The following is an 18,784-nucleotide window of genomic DNA, read 5'->3' as shown; positions in this document are numbered from 1 at the left end:
AGTTGATAATTGCTGATGTGGCTCAGAGGTAGAGCACTTCCTTGGTAAGGAAGGGGTCACGGGTTCAATTCCCGTCATCAGCTTATTTTAAGGGGCCCCGAAGCTCAAGATTTTCCAGTAAAATCAAGGGTTTCGGGGATTTTTTGTGTCTCATTTTTTCAAATCAAATTTGCGTTTTAAAGGTGGTTTTTAATTTTTTGTATAAAAAACCACAGGCTTTAAACCTGTGGCTTTTAATATATATAAGGAAAAGCATATGCGACATCAACTCAGTGCACATGAATAATTTTTAGCCGGAACTGAGTGTACCCCAACGCATGGTTGAAATACAACAGCTCCTTTTGATGATATTATAGTAACACTTAATTGTGTCCTAAATATAGCCATGTAATAAATAAATTCTTAAAATTGGTAAATATTTACAAACAACTTCTTAATTTATCAATAATATTCTATATTTCGACAATATATTTCTCGTACGCGTTGATAACAGTGGTCTCTCCCACCTTGTCAAGCCTGACAAACTGCCTGCCGTAGCTCATATGGACATGTCCATGCACAAAGTACTTTGGTCTGTACTGCTCAATAAGCCTGTTGAACACATCAAAGCCTGTATGGCATATATCCTCACCATCATGCAGCCCCTTTGCCGGCGAATGGGTAACAAGCACATCAAAGCCTTTATTGCGCTTAAGCTTCCACCACAGCTTCTTAACGCGCTTTGTCATCTCCTTCTGCGTATACTGATTATCTCCCGGCTTGTAGCGGTTTGAGCCTCCCAGGCCAAGAAACCGTACACCCTCATATTCGTAAATCTCATCCTCAATGCATATGCAGCCTTCCGGCGGCTTTACATTGTATTTGTCATCGTGATTGCCATGCACATACAAAAGAGGGACTCCAACCATCGTTGTCAGAAAGGACAGATAGCTCGGGTTTAAGTCTCCACATGATACAATAATATCAATTCCTTTAAAATCCTCTTTCTTAAAGTATTCCCAGTACATTTTCGACTCTTCATCAGCTAAGAATAGTATCTTCATTACAGTTTATTTTCCTCTACACCCTTTAGTTCAACCACCATCTTTGCATTGTCCACAAACTCACTCATAGGTGGAATATTACCCACAACATTGTCTACAAGCCAGTCCATTTTCATGATATCAGACGGTTTCATCTCGTGTTCACCCTTGTTTTTAAGTTCGCCCTTCTGATTATATATCTGTCCAAAGAAAGGCACAACCTCACCCTTTGTGATATCGCTCTTCAAATGATCCGCAAGCCTCTTTACTCCATAAGGCACATGCTTTGAACAAATCAGGTCAATAACACCTGCAGACATGCCCCACCAATAGTTGAGTGCCCTTGCCTGTTCTTGTCCCTCTGTCTTGTAAGAGCCGGCCAGCACGCTCTGCAAAAGCTTCTCATAGAACACGCCCCAGTTCCATATAGGCATGGCAAGATTTAATGCCTGACCATCCTGAAGCTTATACAGTCCAAAATATCTTGATGCATCATTCGGAGTGATAATATCCTGATCTGACACATAATGCAAATCATTTTCCGTCAGAAATTTATCCCTGTCATAGTCCTTGGTCTTTGACCACGCCAGATATACCTTCGCTCGCGGATTTACACTTGCCACTCCAAGTGCAAATGCATTGATATTGGCAATCATACCATATATCGGGTAGTCTGCTATATACGCAACCCTTTCATTGTCTGTCACAGCTCCTGCAATCATTCCTGCAAGGAATTTTGCCTCATACATACGGCCATAGTAAGTTCTGATGTATGGATGCGGCGCATTCAGTGAACAGTTAAGTATGTAAACCTCCGGGTGTGCTACAGCCACCTTTAAGCTGTTTGGCATCATCTGCGGTCCTACACAGAAAACTATATTGGCGCCGGCCTTTATGATGTCCTCAAGCACCTGCTCCACATTACTCTCATCTACGCCTGATACAAACTCAGTCTCAAGTCTGTCAGAAAACGTATCATCCAGATAGTTGCGTCCCAGCTCATGTGAATACAGCCAGGCTGATGTCTTTGGCTCTCTCGGATACAAAAATACCACCTTAAGCTTCTTCGGTGTCTGAGGAATCAGATAATTGAGCAGACTCTTTTTGGTCTGCACCTTTGTCGGATCCAGCACGAGATTTATCTTGTGCTTTTCTCCCTCTGCGGCAAACTCCTTCCATGTATTGATGATGTTTTTGTTGTAATCGCTCTCTGACATCTCAAGCATGGCATCCATGCCAAAGACCTCCATAAATACTGTAATGGCATCACCCAGCTTGATGTCTAGTCTGTCACCGCCACGGAAATTATAGACCTTTGAAAAATCAAACATTACCTTCGCAAATTTTTCCTTGGTCTCATCATCCCATCTGCCCTCTTTTCCAACAAGCGAAAGAAGCTTATCAGCATTGCCCAGCTTCGTAAACTCCACCGAGTAAAGCCCCGTGATTTCATTGAACCTCATATACTCATAATAAAGCCTCACATCATAATCATCCGACAGCTTTGGAATCTTTCTGATCACAATTGCAGGAATCGAAACGGCGTTGAAGTACTTGAGTACACTGACCCTCTTATTGCCCTCAAGCACATAATACCTGTTCATGTACTCAAATGCCTTGATTGGATCTCTGATTCCCTCATTCATCTGTGCATCTGACAGATTAGACCACTTCACTGCAAATTCGGTTTCCTCGTCCAATATCGGCATAAAGTTTGCCGCAAATGAATATGTCCTGCCCATGGTGCTTGTTCCTACAACGAAATCCAAAGGCACCTGGACCAGCCCCATATTCTGCTCTGTCTGAATATCTGCCTCTGATAAGATTTCATCAAGCACTGGCAGATAAGGAAACTGTCCTTTAGCTATCCTTGCCCTGTATTCTTTTTTTCCCAGCTTTAATGCTTCTGAATATTCTGTTTCACCCATATTGTAATCTCCTTTTGAAACTATTTTAACATAAATTCAAAAAAATTAAACATTTCATTTGATATTTCTCAAAACTTTGATATAATGTATGTTAGGAAATAGGTACCACAATATATGGAGGGAAGAAAAATGACTGATATATCACAGGAAAATGCAGATATTATCGGAGAAATTGCCAACATCTGCATAGGTAACGCCGCAACAACACTGAGCCTGATACTCGGAAAATCAACCAATATCACTGCCCCAAATGTAGAAGTTTTGAAAAAAGAAGACGCTCTATGTAATGACGAGCGTATTTTAATTAAGGTTCCTTACACAAAAGGGCTTGACGGAACCAACCTTCTTATTATAAGATTAAATGACGCATTGGTTATTGCAAATCTTATGATGGGCGGTGATGGAACAAATGTTTCAGCTATGTCTTTAGATGAGATGACCCTTTCAGCTATCTCTGAAGCTATGAACCAGATGTGTGGCACTATTGCCACCTCAATGTCTGCTCTTCTCAATGAGCCGACAGACATTGGTTTCCCACTCATTAATTCAAAGGATAAAAAAACATTTGAAATACCCGATGAATTATGTAATGGAACAGATATTGTTAAGGTAACATTCAAATTAACTGTCGGAGACCTGATAGACAGCGATCTTTTACAGTTGTATCCGCTAAGTATTGTTAAACAGATTATAAAACAGGAGGTTTAAACCATGGCAAAAATTTTAATTGTAGATGATGCAGCATTTATGAGAATGATGTTGAAGGACATCCTCACTAAAGGAGGATTCGAGATTGCAGGAGAGGCAGCAGACGGAAATGAGGCCGTTGCCAAATATAATGAGCTCAAGCCTGATCTCGTAACCTTAGATATCACAATGCCTAACAAGGATGGTATCCAGGCACTCAAGGAAATCAAGGCAGCAGATCCAAATGCCACATGTGTTATGTGCTCTGCTATGGGACAGCAGTCAATGGTTATTGATGCAATCCAGTCAGGTGCCAAGGATTTCATCGTTAAGCCATTCCAGGCAGACCGTGTTATTGAGTCCATCCGAAAAGTTCTTGGATAATTCATTTATACATAGGTATTCAAAAAGTCCGCACGGTTTATCCGGCGGACTTTTTCTTGCTTTTATTTCAATGTGACTATTCAGTTATTTAAAGCTGTGCCAGACTTTCAATGGCATTATCCCCAAGAATCGTCTGTGCATGCTCCATAAGAAACGCTCTCTTGTCAGCTCCTGCGATTATATCATCTGCATATTCATCTGCGATGACAGACATTTTTTCAAGCTCATGCTCATCATAGCCGGATAAATCCATACTCATGAAATATTCACCCTCAAACTTAAAAAACTGAGACGCTGCCGATGGCAGTCCCCTGATTATTTTTGCAAATCTGACTGCAACGTCAAACTTTTCAAAAATAAACATAACAACCGACACCATATCCTGTTTTTTTATTTGTTTTTTGGTGTTTTTCTCAGTTGACTGCTTAACAGCCTCAGGTGGCAGTGAATTAATCAGACCATTCACAATATCCTTTAAATGCTCCATCATGCCTTCTGTTGCCGGATGCTCCGAAAAAGTCAGTGAAAGCGTATGGTCAGCAAGAAAATCTGCTCTTACGGTCTTTATTCCCATGTTGAAATCTATGCCAAACTCTTCCTCGGCCATGTCAAATATCTGATTCATAAACTCCTGGGTACGCTCGCCATTGCTCATGATTTCATCCATCGTATATCCCAGATCGTATATTTCTTCCTCTGAAATAACACATTTTATAGTGTGTTCACCTATTCTTGAAAACTCCATAACAAGCTTCACCTACTTTCTTTTTAGCTTTTGTCTGATACGGGATAGTGCATTGTCAATTGATTTATCTGATTTTCCAAGCATATGCGCTATCGTTGTATAATTATTTCCTTCCAGATACAATTGTAGCACTTTTTTCTCCATATTACTCAGTTTATTCCACAATTGTTCCTTAAATTCCTTAAATTTTTCCTTCTCTATGAGAAGCTGCTCAGGACTTGCAATATCATCTTGCAGCATTTCTTCAAACTCTGTACCATCACTGTCACTCTGCGAAAAGGATATATATGTGTTAAGCGGCATATGTTTCTTTCGGTTTGAAGCCTCAAGCGCCGAGCTAAGCTGCCTTGTGATGCATAGCTGTGCAAAGCTGTAGAAAGATGCTTCCTTGTCGCTCTTATAGTCTCTGACCGCTTTAAACAGGCCTATCATGCCCTCCTGAATAAGGTCATCATTCTCACCGCCTATCAGGTAGAGTGCATTCGTCTTTTTACGCACAAGCGGCTTATACTTTTCCAATATATAGTCCATGATTTCATTGTTGTCACCATGGTCATTTTTGTCATTATGAATCCTCATAATAAGCTCTTCATCCGTATATGCGCTGTAATCTTCCACTATATGCTTCCTATTCTATAAATATACAATTCATAATACACACCACTCATCCCGCGACATGTAATCTACTTTCCACTCTTAAGTCTCTGTCTGACTATCTCATATGCAAGCACGCCTGTCGCAACCGATGCGTTCAGCGAGTCAATATCGCCCACCATAGGAATAGAAGCTGTCATATCACAGTTTTCCTTTACAAGCTTGCTGACTCCATCACCCTCATTGCCTATGACAAGACCTATAGGACCTGTGAGGTTTAAGTCATACATGGTAGTGCCACCCATATCAGCACATACAAACCACATGCCCTTTTCCTTAAGCTCCTTTATGGTATTTGAGATATTGGTAACCTTGGCAACAGGTGTATAGTTTATCGCACCTGCAGACGTCTTTGCCACTGTAGGGGTAAGTCCCACTGCACGCCTTTTTGGTATGATGATGCCATGTGCACCCGCCTGATTTGCGGTACGGATTATTGCGCCAAGATTGTGTGGATCCTCTATACCGTCAAGTATGATGATAAAAGGCGGCTCGCCCTTTCTTTCGGCATTTTCCAGTATGTCCGAAACCTCGGCATACTCATATGCTGCTGAAACTGCAATGACACCCTGATGCTTGCCTGTCTCAGACATCTGATCAAGTCTTTCCTTTGCAACATAGTTTATGATTGCATCATGCTTTCTTGCCTCTCTTGTGATTGACTTTATTGGTCCGTCCTGACAGCCGTCAAGCACAAAAAGCTTGTCTATTGTCTTTCCCGAACGGAAAGCCTCCAGCACAGCATTTCTGCCCTCTATATAATTCTCATGAAATTTTTCTTTATTGTTACTATCCATATTTTCCTCTTATTTTGTGCTATATTTCAATTCCTAAAAGCTCCACTCCAAGCTTAGTGAGTGAAACAACCCTCTCAAAATCATCCTTCAGATAAAGATAGCCCATGACCGCCTCAAGCCCTGTAGCTTTCCTGTAATCAGCCATTGTAGCGTTTTTTGCCATGGAAGGCGACTTGGCATTGCGCCCCCTGTGATACACCTCACTCTCCTCCTCTGTCAGATGAGGTAAAAGTGCCTCTATCATGAGAGCCTGCGTATGTGCCTTTACTATATTACTTGTGTGCTTATGAAGCAGATTCGCCTTTGTATTGCCCTTTCCCACCACAACAGAGCGGATGACAATATCAAATATGCCATCACCGATATATGCAAGTGTAAGCGGAGAGTATGTCCTTATATCAACATCCTTTATTCCAAACTGTTCCTTAATATATGAGTCTATCTTCATACTATACAAGCTCCCATTTTACTCCCTCTCTGGTATCCTTTATGGCAACCCCCTTTGCCAGAAGCTCATCTCTTATGGCATCGGCTGTCGCAAAATCCTTTGCCTTTTTAGCGGCTGCACGCTCTGTAATTTTATCATTGATAAATGCCTCAAGCTCACTGTCTACAGATGACGATGCCTCAAGTAATGCCTTTCCTGATTCCCTAAGTCCCAGATCAAGTACCTGCTCAAAGTCATCGATAAGTGCAAGCTTTGTCCTGTCTGAGATATCAGCCTTAAGCACATCATACACTATGGTTATAGCCATTGATGTATTCAGATCATTTGAGACTGCATCAGTAAATTTCTTCTTAAAGTCAGCAAAAGCTGTCTCATCAATATCACCTTCATCCTTAAGCTCTGCCACACGCTTTGCAATCTTATTGTATGCCGCAACTGCATTGTCGAGCGCATCAAACGAAAACTCAAGAGGCTTTCTGTAGTGTGACTGTAAGCAGAAGAATCTGTAGGCAAGCGGATTGTAGCCCTTCTCCTGAAGCACCGAAACTGTGAGGATTGCACCCTTCGACTTGCTCATCTTGCCGGCTCTGTCATTTAAGTGATTGACATGGAACCAGTACTTGCACCAGTCGTGTCCCAGATAGCTCTCTGACTGTGCAATCTCATTGGTGTGATGTGGGAAAATATTGTCCACACCACCACAGTGGATATCCACGTACTCTCCGAGATGCTTCATGCTGATGCATGAGCACTCTATATGCCATCCCGGATATCCGACGCCCCATGGGCTGTCCCATTTAAGAGCCTGGTCCTCAAACTTAGACTGTGTAAACCAGAGTACGAAATCATTTTTATTCTTCTTGTTTACATCCTCCTCAACATCATCTCGCACTCCAACCTGAAGCTGTTCCTTCTCTACTGCTGAAGAGAACACAAAATAATCATCAAGCTTTGATGTATCGAAATATACATTGCCTCCTGCAAAATAGGCATAGCCCTTCTCGATAAGCACCTCCACCATATTGATAAACTCCTGAATACAGTTGGTTGCAGGCTCCACTACATCAGGCATTCTGTTGTGTACGGCTGTAAAATCCTTGAAAAAGGCGTCCGTGTACTCCTTTGCTACCTCCATGACGCTCTTGTGTTCACGCTTTGCGCCCTTTAGCATCTTGTCCTCTCCGGTATCTCCGTCGCTTGAGAGATGTCCCACATCTGTAATATTCATGACACGCTTTACATCATAGCCCACATAGCGAAGTGCCTTCTCAAGCACATCCTCCATGATGTATGAGCGGATATTTCCGATATGTGCAAAATGGTAAACTGTAGGTCCACATGTATACATGCCGATTTTGCCGTCAACACGTGGAACAACAGTATCAATCTGTCTTGTGAGTGTATTGTAAAACTTGAAATTGTTCTCCATTATTTATATCTCCTTTTGGATGATTTATAACTATCTTTTTATTTTAGCATGTTTTCCCTATATATTCAAATCAATCGGCCTGACAGCCTCCACAGCCGCTGCATCCGCCTCCGACCTGCATACTTGCCTCATAGAGACCTGTAAGTGAGCAGATTGCCTGTGATGCAATTCCCTCCTCGCGGCCTGTAAAACCAAGCCACTCCTCGGTCGTCGCCTTTATATTTACCTGCTCCTTTGCGATTTGCAGCGTATCAGCCACATTCTGCTCCATCTGCTCAATATACGGACGAAGCTTCGGCTTTTGTGCAATTACTGTCGCATCTATGTTTTCTATCACATAGCCTTTTTTTGCAATGAGCTCTCTCACATGCTCCAAAAGCTTAAGACTCGAAATACCCTCATATGCCGGGTCTGTATCCGGGAAATGCTTTCCAATATCGCCAAGTGCCGCTGCACCCAAGAGTGCATCCATTATCGCATGCAACAGTACATCGGCATCCGAATGGCCTAAAAGCCCGAGTGTATGCGGAACCTTCACTCCTCCTAAAATCAAATCTCTGCCCTCAACAAGCTTGTGCACATCATAGCCCATTCCTACTCTCATATATCGTCTCTCTTTCTATCAGATACAATACCTCATGTTATTGCCAACTGTCATTGCTCTGTATTTTGGTTTTTTAAATATAGTATACCTTATTTTTCCTGTTGCGCCAAGATATTATTTTAAGCTATTTTCAAATAAAAGACCGCCCCGGACAAACCGGAGCGGTCTTTATTAAAATTGAAATAGTCCATTAAATGTCTTATGCAAGTGCTGCAGTGATGATAGCCATTGAGTAAACCTCTCCTGCATTACATCCACGAGAAAGGTCATTGATTGGAGCATTGAGTCCAAGAAGGATTGGGCCGTATGCTTCGAAATTACCAAGTCTCTGTGCAATCTTGTATCCGATATTTCCTGCGTTGATGTCAGGGAAGATAAATGTATTTGCATGACCCGCAACCTCAGACTGTGGGCACTTTGTGCGGGCTACACGTGGTGCAACTGCTGCGTCAAACTGGATTTCTCCCTCGATTGGAAGATTTGGATATTTTTCTTTTGCCTTGTGAGCTGCGTTTCTCATCTTGTCAACATCCTCGCCCTTTCCTGAGCCAAGTGTTGAGTAGCTTAAGAATGCAACCTTTGGATCGATACCGAAGATCTTAGCACACTCTGCTGATTCTCCTGCGATTTCAACAAGCTCGTCCTCTGTAGGATGGATATTGATAGCGCAGTCGCTCATTGCAAGCACCTCATTCTCACCTGTAGCAGATGGACGAACAAGGATAAAGCATGAAGATACGATTGTGTTGCCAGGCTTTGTCTTGATAAGCTGTAATGCCGGACGAACTGTATCTGCTGTTGAGTATGTAGCTCCTCCGAGAAGTGCGTCTGCGATACCCATCTTTACAAGCATTGTTCCAAAGTAGTTAGCTGATGAAAGAATTCCCTTAGCCTGCTCCGGTGTAACACCCTTGCTCTTACGAAGCTCGCAGAATAATTCAACCATCTCATCCATACGGTCAAATTTCATAGGATCTATAATCTCTGCTCCACGGATATTGAAACCGCTCTTCTCAGCGCTTGCATTAATCTTCTCAGGATCTCCGACAAGGATAGGATGTAAGAAGTTGCTTGCAAGTAAACGCGAAGCTGCCTCAAGGATACGTGAATCCTCTCCCTCTGTGAATACGATTTTCTTTGGGTTTTTCTTTAATATTTCGATTAACTGACCAAATCCAAACATGATAATGTCTCCTTTATGTATATTATTTATTATTTAAAACTATATCTGGTTTCACACCACTGACTATAATATACTTATTTTTCACGAATATCAATAATTGTTAAAAGGTTGTCAAGATGTTCGCGAAAAAATCCAATTCAAGATATTTCATGGCACAATAAAAGGAACCGGATTAATATTTTCCGATTCCTTTTATAATGATCACTATTTATTCGTTTAAGGAGTATTTATCATGAAAAACCATTTACTCTGCAAGTGCCTTAAATGCCTCATCAAGATCCTCAATTATATCATCCACATTCTCAGTTCCGATTGAAAGACGGATTGTGTTTGGCTTGATGCCCTGATCTAAGAGCTCTGCTTCATTGCACTCTGAGTGTGTGGTAGAAGCCGGATGTATAGCAAGTGACTTAACATCAGCTACGTTTGCAAGCAGTGAGAAAAGCTCAAGGTTGTCAATAAATTTCTGCGCTTCCTTTGCTCCACCCTTAATCTCGAATGTAAATATAGAGCCGCCTCCGTTAGGGAAGTATTTCTTGTAAAGTTCCTGCTGCTCTTTATCCTCTGAAATAGATGGATGATTAACCTTCTCTACGAGTGGCTGATCCTTTAAGTACTGAACTACCTTGAGTGCATTCTCAACATGACGCTCCACACGAAGCGAAAGTGTCTCAAGTCCCTGAAGGAAGATAAATGAATGAACAGGCGAAATTGTTGCTCCTGTATCACGAAGTAAAATTGCCCTGATATATGTCGCAAATGCTGCCGGTGCGCAATCCTTTGCAAAGCTTACTCCGTGGTATGATACGTTTGGCTCTACAAGCCATGGCCATTTATCATTCTGTGTCCAGTCGAATTTACCGCTGTCAATTATGACTCCACCAATTGTTGTTCCGTGTCCACCGATGAACTTTGTTGCTGAGTGAACCACGATATCAGCACCGTACTCAATCGGACGGACAAGATATGGTGTAGCAAAGGTATTATCTACGATAAGCGGGATTCCTGCCTCATGAGCGATATTTGCAATTTTTTCGATATCTACTACCTCTGAGTTTGGATTTCCGAGTGTCTCGATTTCAATAGCTTTTGTATTCTCTTTGATGGCAGCCTTGATTCCATCATAATCGAATGGATCTACGAATGTAGCCTCAATTCCGTAATCAGGAAGTGTGTGTGCCAAGAGATTGTATGTACCGCCGTAGATATTCTTTGCTGCAACAATATGGTCACCTGCGTGTGCTACTGCCTGGAAAGCATATGTGAGTGCCGCTGCTCCGGAACCAACAGCAAGTGCTGCCACGCCACCCTCGAGTGCTGCAATTCTTCTCTCAAATACATCCTCTGTAGGGTTTGTCAGTCTGCCGTATATATTTCCTGCATCTCTGAGTCCGAATCTGTCTGCCGCATGCTCACTGTTATGGAACACATATGATGAAGTAAGGTAGATTGGAACTGCTCTCGCATCTGTAACCGGATCAGGTGTTTCCTGTCCTACATGTAATTGTAATGTCTCAAATTTCAAATTTCTGTCTGCATAATGTTTCTTGCTCATATTAATATCCTCCTATTAATGATATGTTAATGTTATTTGTTTTTAATTTTAATTTCGGGATGCTGTTCCCTTGAACTAAACATATCATACCATCTTTCTAGGAAAAGTGTTAATACTTATAACTAAGAGCTTGCTATAAACATATTTTATAGCTGCATATTCTTTAAAACATCTGCAAGTTCTCTCGTAGCTGCACCAACGTCCATGTTATTTACTGCATAATCACATATCTGGCGGTTACGTTTCTCGGCATCTATGGACAGAATACGAAGTGTCTTTTCTTCTATCGAGTAATCCTGTTCTATGATATCCCGGATTAAGAGCTCCTTGTCACGTGCCACATACACTATTACAGTAGGAAAATGACGCTTCATTGCAATGGCACCGCACATGTCAAGTGGCATCACGACAAAATGTCCCTTTTCAAGCACTGCCTCTATATCCTCCATTTTGGTGCCATACTGTATTCCTGCATATCTTGTCTTTTCAAAGAAATCCTGCGCATTGAACTCCTCCTCCGTCAGGTACCTGTGCTTATCTCCGGGCTTGGTACAGTATGTTTTCGGATTCTCAAACTGCTCCATGGCGCACAGACTGTCTGATAGCGCTGTCTTTCCCGAGCCTGATGGTCCGACAAGCGCCACAACTGACGGATTCTTTATATTTTTATTTCTATATAGTGACGCATTTATTATCTGCTCCACGAGATATACAAACTCTGTGATATTATTAACAGATAAAAGTCCTGTCATTTTTGAATTCCACGGCTTTCGCATGAGCACAGGATATGTGGCCGGTGTCTCAAGCACATTGTGTATGGCATCATCTAAAATAATATCAAACTGCACGAGATTTTTTGCATTGCCAAGTATGATATTTTCTGTCGGAAAATCAGGAAATGCCTCCATTATCTGACTCGCCCTCACTCCCATGAAGCCCGGTGCCACCGCCGTGATAAAATATACCTCTCCGATATCCATGAGCTTTCTTATCATCCGCTTTGTCTCTTCTGTAGGCTTCTGCCTCTCGTAAAGTGTATTATCCCGGTAAAATTCCTTTATGACAGAGGCTCTGCCGGTATTCTCCCACGAATCTATATCCTCCAGTTCAAGCGGTGGGGTGATATTATATTTTTTGTTTGCCATATCTATGGCTATACTGTTGAATGGGGCTGTCACATCATCCCAGTCAAGTCCTATTTTAGGTCTTATCATGCTTATCCCTTTCTGTTTCGTAACTATTTATAACAAAAAGACCTGCAACAACTGCAAGTCTTAACAAGTAGCGAGGGAGAGACTCGAACTCTCAACCTCCCGGGTATGAACCGGACGCTCTAGCCAGTTGAGCCACCTCGCCATATTTGATTGATACCTTTAAAAGGATGGGACCTACAGGGCTCGAACCTGTGACCCTCTGCTTGTAAGGCAGATGCTCTCCCAGCTGAGCTAAGATCCCGTGTCACTTCTGCTGAAGTAAAGTAGCGAGGGAGAGACTCGAACTCTCAACCTCCCGGGTATGAACCGGACGCTCTAGCCAGTTGAGCCACCTCGCCATATTGATTGATATCCTTTAAAAGGATGGGACCTACAGGGCTCGAACCTGTGACCCTCTGCTTGTAAGGCAGATGCTCTCCCAGCTGAGCTAAGATCCCATGTCGTCAACCGACTTGATTATTATATACAGTCGGCACCTTATTGTCAACAACTTTTTTCATTTTATTTAAAAAATTTTAACTATTCAGAAGTCTCTCCACAAGTTTCACGCACTCTGCTGCATCCTTTGAATATCCGTCAGCTCCTATCTCGTCTGCAAAGCTCTGTGTAATGCAGGCTCCACCGATTACAACCTTACTCTTACAGCCCTTTTCCTTGCAGATTTCCACTACATCCTTCATGCGCATCATGGTTGTAGTCATAAGAGCTGACAGTCCGATAACCGCCGCATTCGTCTCAATCGCCTTGTTGACAATATCCTCACAAGGCACATCCTTTCCCATATCAATCACGTTGTAGCCATAGTTTTTAAGCATAAGCACAACAAGGTTCTTTCCTATATCATGGATATCCCCCTCCACCGTTGCAATGACAAGAGTCGGCATATCCTCCCCTGAGTCTTTCTTCTCAAGCAGTGGCTCGAGATGTTCTATAGCAAGCTTCATGGTATTTGCACTGCCGATAAGCTGTGGCAGGAAATACTTCTTCTGGTTGAAAAGCTCTCCCACCTCATTAATAGCCGGAATCAGGCTGTTATTAATAATCTCGTCAGGCTTTGCCCCATCAGAAAGCATTTTCTTTACTTCATCAATTATACTGCCCTTGTTTCCCTTTAAGACAGCCTGAAATACCGCATCCTTACTGCCCACTGCGCATGTGTCGTTTGAAGCAGACGCATCATTGTCCGACTTTTTCACAACAACAGTCTCATATTGGGCCTTTTCCTCCGCAAGCCTGCTCATGCGCTCGATGTATGCTATATCGCTGTCAGGTCTGTCGAGCAGCATATCCGATGCAAATGCAGCATTCATCAAAAGCTCCTGTGATGGATTGGCAATAGCCATGGTGAGTCCCTTGCATATGGCCATTGTAAGAAACGCTGTGTTCACGTACATACGCTCAGGCAGTCCGAAGGATATATTTGAAAGTCCGCATATTGTAGGAAGCTTTTTCTCATCCTTGCAGTACGCAATGGTCTCATAGCACTCGATTGCGGCCTTTGGATTTGCACCTATTGTCGCAACAAGTCCATCCACCACGATATCCTCATGTGCCATTCCAAGCGAAAGTGCCTTGTCATAAATAGTATTTATAATCTGCTTTTTCTCCTCGACATCCTTTGGCAATCCTGCATCCGAAAGTGGTAAGAGTATAAACATCGCCCCATATTTTGCCGCAAGAGGCAGAAGCTTTTCCATCTTTTCTGTCTCAAGGGAAATAGAATTGATGAGAGCTCTTCCCGGATAAATCTTAAGAGCCTCCTCTATTACCTCCACATAGCTTGAATCAATACAAAGTGGACAGTCCACTGTAGATGAAACCTCATATATAACCGATTTCATCATCTCCTTCTCATCGATACCATTCATGCCCATATTGATATCAAGTATTCTCGCACCATTTGTCTCCTGCTCCATAGCCATCTGGCGCACCAGGTCAAGCTTTCCCTCACGAAGCTGTGCCTGCAGCTTTTTCTTGCCTGTAGGATTGATTCTCTCTCCGACCACAGTAAAGTTGCCATCTAAGTCAATCTCTACATTCTTCCGTTCGGACGCAAGCACTCTTCTATGGTGCTCAAGCGGCTTATGAACAGGCATTGACTTTACGGCCTCTGTGAGAGCACGTATATGCTCCGGCGTGGTGCCACAACAGCCTCCGACAATAGATGCACCTGCCTTCACAAGCCCTTTCATCGCATTCGCAAACATATCCGGAGTCATCTTGTATACAGTTTTACCGTCCTCAAGCTCCGGAAGCCCGGCATTTGGCTTTGCAATAAGAGGAACTGTAGAGTACTCTGCCATTTTTTCAACCAGCGCTATCATCTCAGCTGGTCCCGTCGAACAGTTCACACCGATTGCATCCACTCCAAGTGACTGCAGCACAACAACTGCTGTCTCAGGCGGTGTACCAAAAAGAGTCCTGCCATCCTCGTTATAGGTGAGTGTCACCATAATAGGCAGGTCGCTTACCTCTTTTATAGCAAGCACTGCCGCTCTGCACTCCTGAAGACTCATCATTGTCTCAACCACAAAAACATCTGCGCCCGCCGCATCAAGGATCCTCGCCTGCTCCTTGTACACCTCCAAAAGCTCCTCAAACATCAGATCCCCGAGTGGAAAAAGCTGTCTGCCGGTCATCGTCATGTCTGCTGCTACAAGTGCCCTATCCCCTACAGCCTGCTTTGACAGGCCAACCAGTGTGGTATTTATCTCGTTAATTTTCTCCTGTAAACCATATTCTAAAAGCTTAATCCGGTTTCCTGTAAATGTAGGTGCATAAACAATATTCGTGCCGTTATCGACATAAGCCTTCTGCAAATCAAGAATCACCTGCGGATGCTCCATCACCCATTCCTCCGGACACACCCCTACCGGCATGCCCGCTGCCATCAGGTTTGTACCGGTCGCTCCATCCAGGATAACTATGTTTTCTCTGATATATTTTCTGAATTCTTCTCTTGTCATTTCGTTTCCTTTTCTGTTTCAGCTGTTATTTACTCCACAGTGTAAAGTATTTCAAAGCAAAAGCTATGTGCTCTTCATCCTTGAAATTTGTGATAATTTATATTATCATTGTAACCGATTTTAAAACAAAAAAATCAATAGTCTATTCACATAATATACTAAAACACTATATTTTTCAAACAAAAGAAAGGATTTCTTATGAAACTTATCGCTTTAGATCTTGACGGAACACTTTTCAACAACAAAAGTCAGATATCCAAGGAAAATATAAAAGCTATAAAAGAGGCAACTGCTGCCGGAATAAATGTGGTCATCTCCACCGGCCGTCCATTAGGAGGGCTGCCGTTTGAGGCAATTAAGGACACCGGCATCCGCTACGCTATCACTGCAAACGGAAGTGCAATCTACGAGATTGACACCCAAAAATGTCTTTACGAAAACTGCCTTTCTGATGAGACAGCGTTTTCAATAATTGATTATCTGATGACAAAGCGCGTTCATATGGATGCCTTCATAAACGGCTGTGGCTATTCTCCATACAAGTGTCTCGAGGATGCAAAGGAGCTCAAAATGCCTCCTTCTATTAAGGAATACATCATGACAACCAGAAAACGTGTGAACGATATCACTGAAATGATGCGCGAAAACAATTACCATATGCAGAAAATGACCATCAATTTCCCAAAGGATGCAGATGATAACTACTACTGCCGCGACGAAGTATTTGAACATCTGAAAAAAATCCCTGAAATCACGCTCGTAAGCGGTGGCTACGGTAATCTGGAATTCACAAAAGCAGGCGTTGACAAAGGTGTGGCACTTCACAAGCTGGCTCAAATCCTGAATATAGCAGCTGATGAGACAATGGCTGTCGGTGACACCGAAAACGACATGGCTATCGTAAAAGCCGCACACATCGGCGTGGCCATGGGAAATGCAACCGATGAGCTTAAGGCACAGGCTGATTACGTCACCGACACAAACGAAAATGACGGCGTAGCCAAGGCTATCCGCCACTTTATGGGTTAATCTCACATCATTAAGATAGCGATAACTGTCATATAAGATCATAATAGCTGTTTGACACACAATAAAACAATCATCTGTCATATATATCCCCGGAAGCACATATACTTCTAAGACAACATATGACAGGTGATTTTTTGATTGTAAAAAAATATTTATCCAATCCACTTGTGACCGGAACTATCTTCCTGACACTTGCCGGAACAACCAGTCGGTTTATGGGTTTTTTCTTTCGCATATTTCTTAATAACGTCATGGGCTCAACAGGTCTTGGACTCTATCAGCTTGTGATTCCACTCATGTCCGTATGCATGTCACTCTGCTGCAACGGTTTTCAGACCGCTACATCAAAGCTTGTTGCCGAAAAGCCTCAAAACAGACAGATTATACTCATTTGCGCAATAATTATGTCAGCCACCATTGCTCTTTTACTCACAATTATTATGTATTCCAATGCCCACTACATAAGCATTTGTATTTTAAGTGAGTCACGCTGTACAGAGCTTGTCAAGGCGCTGTCCTTTTCCATTCTGCCCGCTGCTATCCATTCCTGCATAAACGGATACTATTATGGATTGAAAAAAGCAGCCGTTCCAGCTGCCACTCAATTAATTGAGCAGACCGCACGCATTGGCACCTGCTATCTGATATACGCAATACTATCTGACGGGGGCAGCTGCTTTAAGCCTGTATACTCTATATACGGCATCGTGGCAGGCGAAGCGAGCGCAACCGTCTTTTCCGTTATCACAATAAAAAAAGATTTCTCATACTTTAAAATATCCGTCAAAAGCCTGAAAACAACAGCCTATGGCATGGCTGCGCTTTTCATCCCTTTATCGCTTAACTACATATTGGCAAGCTTTTCATCCTCCGTCGAAAATGTGCTTATCCCGAGAACTCTTAAACTCTACGGACTATCACCGGCATTGGCCCTTGACATATTCGGAACCATTTCCGGTCTCACCCTTCCCGTACTTTTATTCCCCGGTGTGCTTTGCAGCTGCGCCTGCGTGATGCTTCTGCCATCCATTTCTGAAGCAAATGCCGCCGGAAAGGATACAAAAATCACTAAAACCATAAACTCCTGTGCCTTATTCGGGCTATGCTTTGGACTTATCTTTACATGCATATTCTATCTGCTGTCGGATTTTATAGGGGTTTTTCTTTTCTCATCGAAGCTTTGTGGATATTTTCTTAGAAGGCTGTGTTTTCTGTGCCCGTTGATGCACATAAGTGGAATGCTCTGCAGCATACTGCATGGTCTGGGCAAAGCAAAGCAGGTGCTCTTCGTCAATCTGCTCACCTGTGCGATAAGAATTCTGATGATTATGCTTCTCGTCCCCCACTATGGGATAGATGCATATCTGTGGGCTATGCTTGTGTCGCATGTGTTTATGACACTTGCTGTCGGAATTCTCACCTGCCACACAGCACACAAATAAAAAAAGCCTGCACATACTCCAAGCATACCGGAATATGTGCAGACTCTTAAAACTACAGATTATACACGTGAAAGGTACTCACCTGTTCTTGTATCAATCTTGATAACATCATCTGTCTCAACAAAAAGTGGTACATAAACTGTAGCACCTGTCTCAACTGTAGCAGGCTTTGTAGCACCTGTTGCTGTATCACCCTTAAAGCCAGGCTCTGTCTCTGTAACAGTAAGCTCAACGAAAAGTGGTGGCTCAACTGCAAATACATTGCCCTTGTGTGAGCAAACCTTACACATCTCGTTCTCTTTTACAAACTTGAGAGAATCGCCAACCTCATCCTTTGGTAAGTCAATCTGGTCATATGTCTCAACATCCATGAAATGATAGAAATCATCATCTGCATAAAGATACTGCATATCCTTACGGTCAATGTGTGCTGTAGGGCATTTCTCTGTTGGACGGAATGTCTTCTCAACAACACCACCACTGATGATATTCTTTAACTTTGTACGTACAAATGCTGCACCTTTTCCTGGTTTAACATGCTGAAATTCGATAATCTGATAGATGTTTCCCTCGAACTCGATAGTAACACCGTTTCTGAAATCTCCTGCTGAAATCATTAGTTACTTCCTCCTTAAATCGTGCGAGCCTAAGCTCTCTCATTCGTCCATTCTACAATAAAAAGCAATACATTTCAAGT

At 42.6% G+C, this 18,784-nt stretch carries 17 protein-coding genes and 5 tRNA genes; 5 read left to right on the top strand and 17 right to left on the bottom strand.

The features are described from left to right. Positions 1–11: 11 nt before the first annotated feature. Positions 12–83: transfer RNA gene (locus ACTQ1L_RS08765), tRNA-Thr, on the top strand. Positions 84–452: 369 nt separating this feature from the next. On the opposite strand, the gene ACTQ1L_RS08760 is transcribed toward ACTQ1L_RS08765, so the two are convergent. Both ACTQ1L_RS08760 and ACTQ1L_RS08755 read right to left on the bottom strand, forming a co-directional pair. Next, complete coding sequence (locus ACTQ1L_RS08760; RefSeq protein ID WP_321110866.1) at positions 453–1,043, bottom strand: metallophosphoesterase family protein; 591 nt, start codon at positions 1,041–1,043, stop codon at positions 453–455. Further along, positions 1,043–2,950, bottom strand: coding sequence for a BMP family ABC transporter substrate-binding protein (locus tag ACTQ1L_RS08755; RefSeq protein WP_441366633.1), 1,908 nt, complete (start codon positions 2,948–2,950; stop codon positions 1,043–1,045). The genes ACTQ1L_RS08760 and ACTQ1L_RS08755 overlap by 1 nt, the downstream gene beginning before the upstream one ends. A gap of 129 nt (positions 2,951–3,079) precedes the next feature. Here ACTQ1L_RS08755 and ACTQ1L_RS08750 point away from each other — a divergent pair, with 129 nt between their 5' ends. Beyond that, the gene (locus ACTQ1L_RS08750) at positions 3,080–3,658 is read left to right on the top strand and encodes a chemotaxis protein CheC (protein ID WP_441366632.1); all 579 of its coding nucleotides are present in this window, start codon (positions 3,080–3,082) and stop codon (positions 3,656–3,658) included. Positions 3,659–3,661: 3 nt separating this feature from the next. Beyond that, positions 3,662–4,021 (top strand): response regulator, encoded by a 360-nt coding sequence (locus ACTQ1L_RS08745; RefSeq protein ID WP_308656569.1) that lies wholly within the window; start codon positions 3,662–3,664, stop codon positions 4,019–4,021. A gap of 88 nt (positions 4,022–4,109) precedes the next feature. Here ACTQ1L_RS08745 and ACTQ1L_RS08740 read toward each other — a convergent pair whose 3' ends face one another. The 14 genes from ACTQ1L_RS08740 to ACTQ1L_RS08675 all read right to left on the bottom strand — a co-directional run bounded on the left by ACTQ1L_RS08740 (position 4,110) and on the right by ACTQ1L_RS08675 (position 15,616). Beyond that, a complete protein-coding gene (locus tag ACTQ1L_RS08740; RefSeq protein ID WP_321110873.1) occupies positions 4,110–4,766 on the bottom strand; it encodes an adaptor protein MecA in 657 nt (218 codons plus the stop codon). Positions 4,767–4,778: 12 nt separating this feature from the next. Beyond that, positions 4,779–5,384, bottom strand: a complete 606-nt coding sequence (locus tag ACTQ1L_RS08735) for a sigma-70 family RNA polymerase sigma factor (protein ID WP_306758260.1) — start codon at positions 5,382–5,384, stop codon at positions 4,779–4,781. Between the two features lie 65 nt (positions 5,385–5,449). Then, positions 5,450–6,217: a 23S rRNA (guanosine(2251)-2'-O)-methyltransferase RlmB gene (gene rlmB, locus ACTQ1L_RS08730; protein WP_441366629.1), complete on the bottom strand. Its 768-nt coding sequence runs from the start codon at positions 6,215–6,217 to the stop codon at positions 5,450–5,452. Between the two features lie 19 nt (positions 6,218–6,236). Then, positions 6,237–6,665 (bottom strand): Mini-ribonuclease 3, encoded by a 429-nt coding sequence (locus ACTQ1L_RS08725; protein WP_441366628.1) that lies wholly within the window; start codon positions 6,663–6,665, stop codon positions 6,237–6,239. Between the two features lies 1 nt (position 6,666). Further along, positions 6,667–8,094: a cysteine--tRNA ligase gene (gene cysS, locus ACTQ1L_RS08720; RefSeq protein WP_321110880.1), complete on the bottom strand. Its 1,428-nt coding sequence runs from the start codon at positions 8,092–8,094 to the stop codon at positions 6,667–6,669. Between the two features lie 70 nt (positions 8,095–8,164). After that, positions 8,165–8,698 (bottom strand): 2-C-methyl-D-erythritol 2,4-cyclodiphosphate synthase, encoded by a 534-nt coding sequence (ispF, locus tag ACTQ1L_RS08715; RefSeq protein WP_321110882.1) that lies wholly within the window; start codon positions 8,696–8,698, stop codon positions 8,165–8,167. 199 nt (positions 8,699–8,897) lie between these two features. Then, positions 8,898–9,881 carry a phosphate acetyltransferase gene (pta, locus tag ACTQ1L_RS08710; RefSeq protein ID WP_321110883.1) on the bottom strand — a complete coding sequence of 328 codons (984 nt, stop codon included), beginning with the start codon at positions 9,879–9,881 and terminating at the stop codon, positions 8,898–8,900. A gap of 244 nt (positions 9,882–10,125) precedes the next feature. Beyond that, entirely contained in the window at positions 10,126–11,436 is a 1,311-nt protein-coding gene (locus tag ACTQ1L_RS08705; protein WP_015568713.1) for an O-acetylhomoserine aminocarboxypropyltransferase/cysteine synthase family protein, read from the bottom strand. 146 nt (positions 11,437–11,582) lie between these two features. Beyond that, positions 11,583–12,650, bottom strand: coding sequence for a 5' nucleotidase, NT5C type (locus ACTQ1L_RS08700; protein ID WP_173849080.1), 1,068 nt, complete (start codon positions 12,648–12,650; stop codon positions 11,583–11,585). Between the two features lie 68 nt (positions 12,651–12,718). Continuing rightward, positions 12,719–12,792: transfer RNA gene (locus tag ACTQ1L_RS08695), tRNA-Met, on the bottom strand. Between the two features lie 26 nt (positions 12,793–12,818). Further along, positions 12,819–12,891 (bottom strand) — tRNA-Val (locus ACTQ1L_RS08690). Positions 12,892–12,914: 23 nt separating this feature from the next. Continuing rightward, positions 12,915–12,988, bottom strand: a tRNA-Met gene (locus ACTQ1L_RS08685). A gap of 26 nt (positions 12,989–13,014) precedes the next feature. Beyond that, a tRNA-Val gene (locus tag ACTQ1L_RS08680) sits at positions 13,015–13,087 on the bottom strand. 78 nt (positions 13,088–13,165) lie between these two features. After that, positions 13,166–15,616 (bottom strand): homocysteine S-methyltransferase family protein, encoded by a 2,451-nt coding sequence (locus ACTQ1L_RS08675; protein WP_441366625.1) that lies wholly within the window; start codon positions 15,614–15,616, stop codon positions 13,166–13,168. A gap of 198 nt (positions 15,617–15,814) precedes the next feature. Here ACTQ1L_RS08675 and ACTQ1L_RS08670 point away from each other — a divergent pair, with 198 nt between their 5' ends. Together ACTQ1L_RS08670 and ACTQ1L_RS08665 are read left to right on the top strand one after the other, a co-directional pair. After that, entirely contained in the window at positions 15,815–16,645 is an 831-nt protein-coding gene (locus ACTQ1L_RS08670; RefSeq protein WP_441366624.1) for a Cof-type HAD-IIB family hydrolase, read from the top strand. A gap of 134 nt (positions 16,646–16,779) precedes the next feature. Further along, on the top strand, positions 16,780–18,087 hold the full coding sequence (locus ACTQ1L_RS08665; protein WP_441366622.1) for an oligosaccharide flippase family protein: 1,308 nt from the start codon (positions 16,780–16,782) through the stop codon (positions 18,085–18,087). A 59-nt stretch (positions 18,088–18,146) separates the two neighbouring features. On the opposite strand, the gene efp is transcribed toward ACTQ1L_RS08665, so the two are convergent. Beyond that, positions 18,147–18,704 carry an elongation factor P gene (efp, locus tag ACTQ1L_RS08660; RefSeq protein ID WP_321110890.1) on the bottom strand — a complete coding sequence of 186 codons (558 nt, stop codon included), beginning with the start codon at positions 18,702–18,704 and terminating at the stop codon, positions 18,147–18,149. Positions 18,705–18,784 lie beyond the last annotated feature (80 nt).

The sequence above is a fragment of the Agathobacter sp. LCP21S3_B2 genome, assembly GCF_052118705.1.
Lineage (GTDB): Bacteria > Bacillota > Clostridia > Lachnospirales > Lachnospiraceae > Roseburia.
Note: the sequence above shows the minus strand (reverse complement) of the source record. Positions and strands in the feature narration are given on the sequence as shown.

Bases quoted from the DNA above. Each gene is read 5' to 3' on its own strand.
- ACTQ1L_RS08705 (WP_015568713.1), bottom strand. From the start codon at position 11,436: ATGAGCAAGAAACATTATGCAGACAGAAATTTGAAATTTGAGACATTA.
- pta (WP_321110883.1), bottom strand. From the start codon at position 9,881: ATGTTTGGATTTGGTCAGTTAATCGAAATATTAAAGAAAAACCCAAAG.
- ACTQ1L_RS08670 (WP_441366624.1), top strand. From the start codon at position 15,815: ATGAAACTTATCGCTTTAGATCTTGACGGAACACTTTTCAACAACAAA.
- ACTQ1L_RS08755 (WP_441366633.1), bottom strand. From the start codon at position 2,950: ATGGGTGAAACAGAATATTCAGAAGCATTAAAGCTGGGAAAAAAAGAA.
- ACTQ1L_RS08740 (WP_321110873.1), bottom strand. From the start codon at position 4,766: ATGGAGTTTTCAAGAATAGGTGAACACACTATAAAATGTGTTATTTCA.
- ispF (WP_321110882.1), bottom strand. From the start codon at position 8,698: ATGAGAGTAGGAATGGGCTATGATGTGCACAAGCTTGTTGAGGGCAGA.
- ACTQ1L_RS08760 (WP_321110866.1), bottom strand. From the start codon at position 1,043: ATGAAGATACTATTCTTAGCTGATGAAGAGTCGAAAATGTACTGGGAA.
- efp (WP_321110890.1), bottom strand. From the start codon at position 18,704: ATGATTTCAGCAGGAGATTTCAGAAACGGTGTTACTATCGAGTTCGAG.
- ACTQ1L_RS08745 (WP_308656569.1), top strand. From the start codon at position 3,662: ATGGCAAAAATTTTAATTGTAGATGATGCAGCATTTATGAGAATGATG.
- rlmB (WP_441366629.1), bottom strand. From the start codon at position 6,217: ATGGATAGTAACAATAAAGAAAAATTTCATGAGAATTATATAGAGGGC.
- ACTQ1L_RS08750 (WP_441366632.1), top strand. From the start codon at position 3,080: ATGACTGATATATCACAGGAAAATGCAGATATTATCGGAGAAATTGCC.
- ACTQ1L_RS08725 (WP_441366628.1), bottom strand. From the start codon at position 6,665: ATGAAGATAGACTCATATATTAAGGAACAGTTTGGAATAAAGGATGTT.
- cysS (WP_321110880.1), bottom strand. From the start codon at position 8,094: ATGGAGAACAATTTCAAGTTTTACAATACACTCACAAGACAGATTGAT.
- ACTQ1L_RS08700 (WP_173849080.1), bottom strand. From the start codon at position 12,650: ATGATAAGACCTAAAATAGGACTTGACTGGGATGATGTGACAGCCCCA.
- ACTQ1L_RS08675 (WP_441366625.1), bottom strand. From the start codon at position 15,616: ATGACAAGAGAAGAATTCAGAAAATATATCAGAGAAAACATAGTTATC.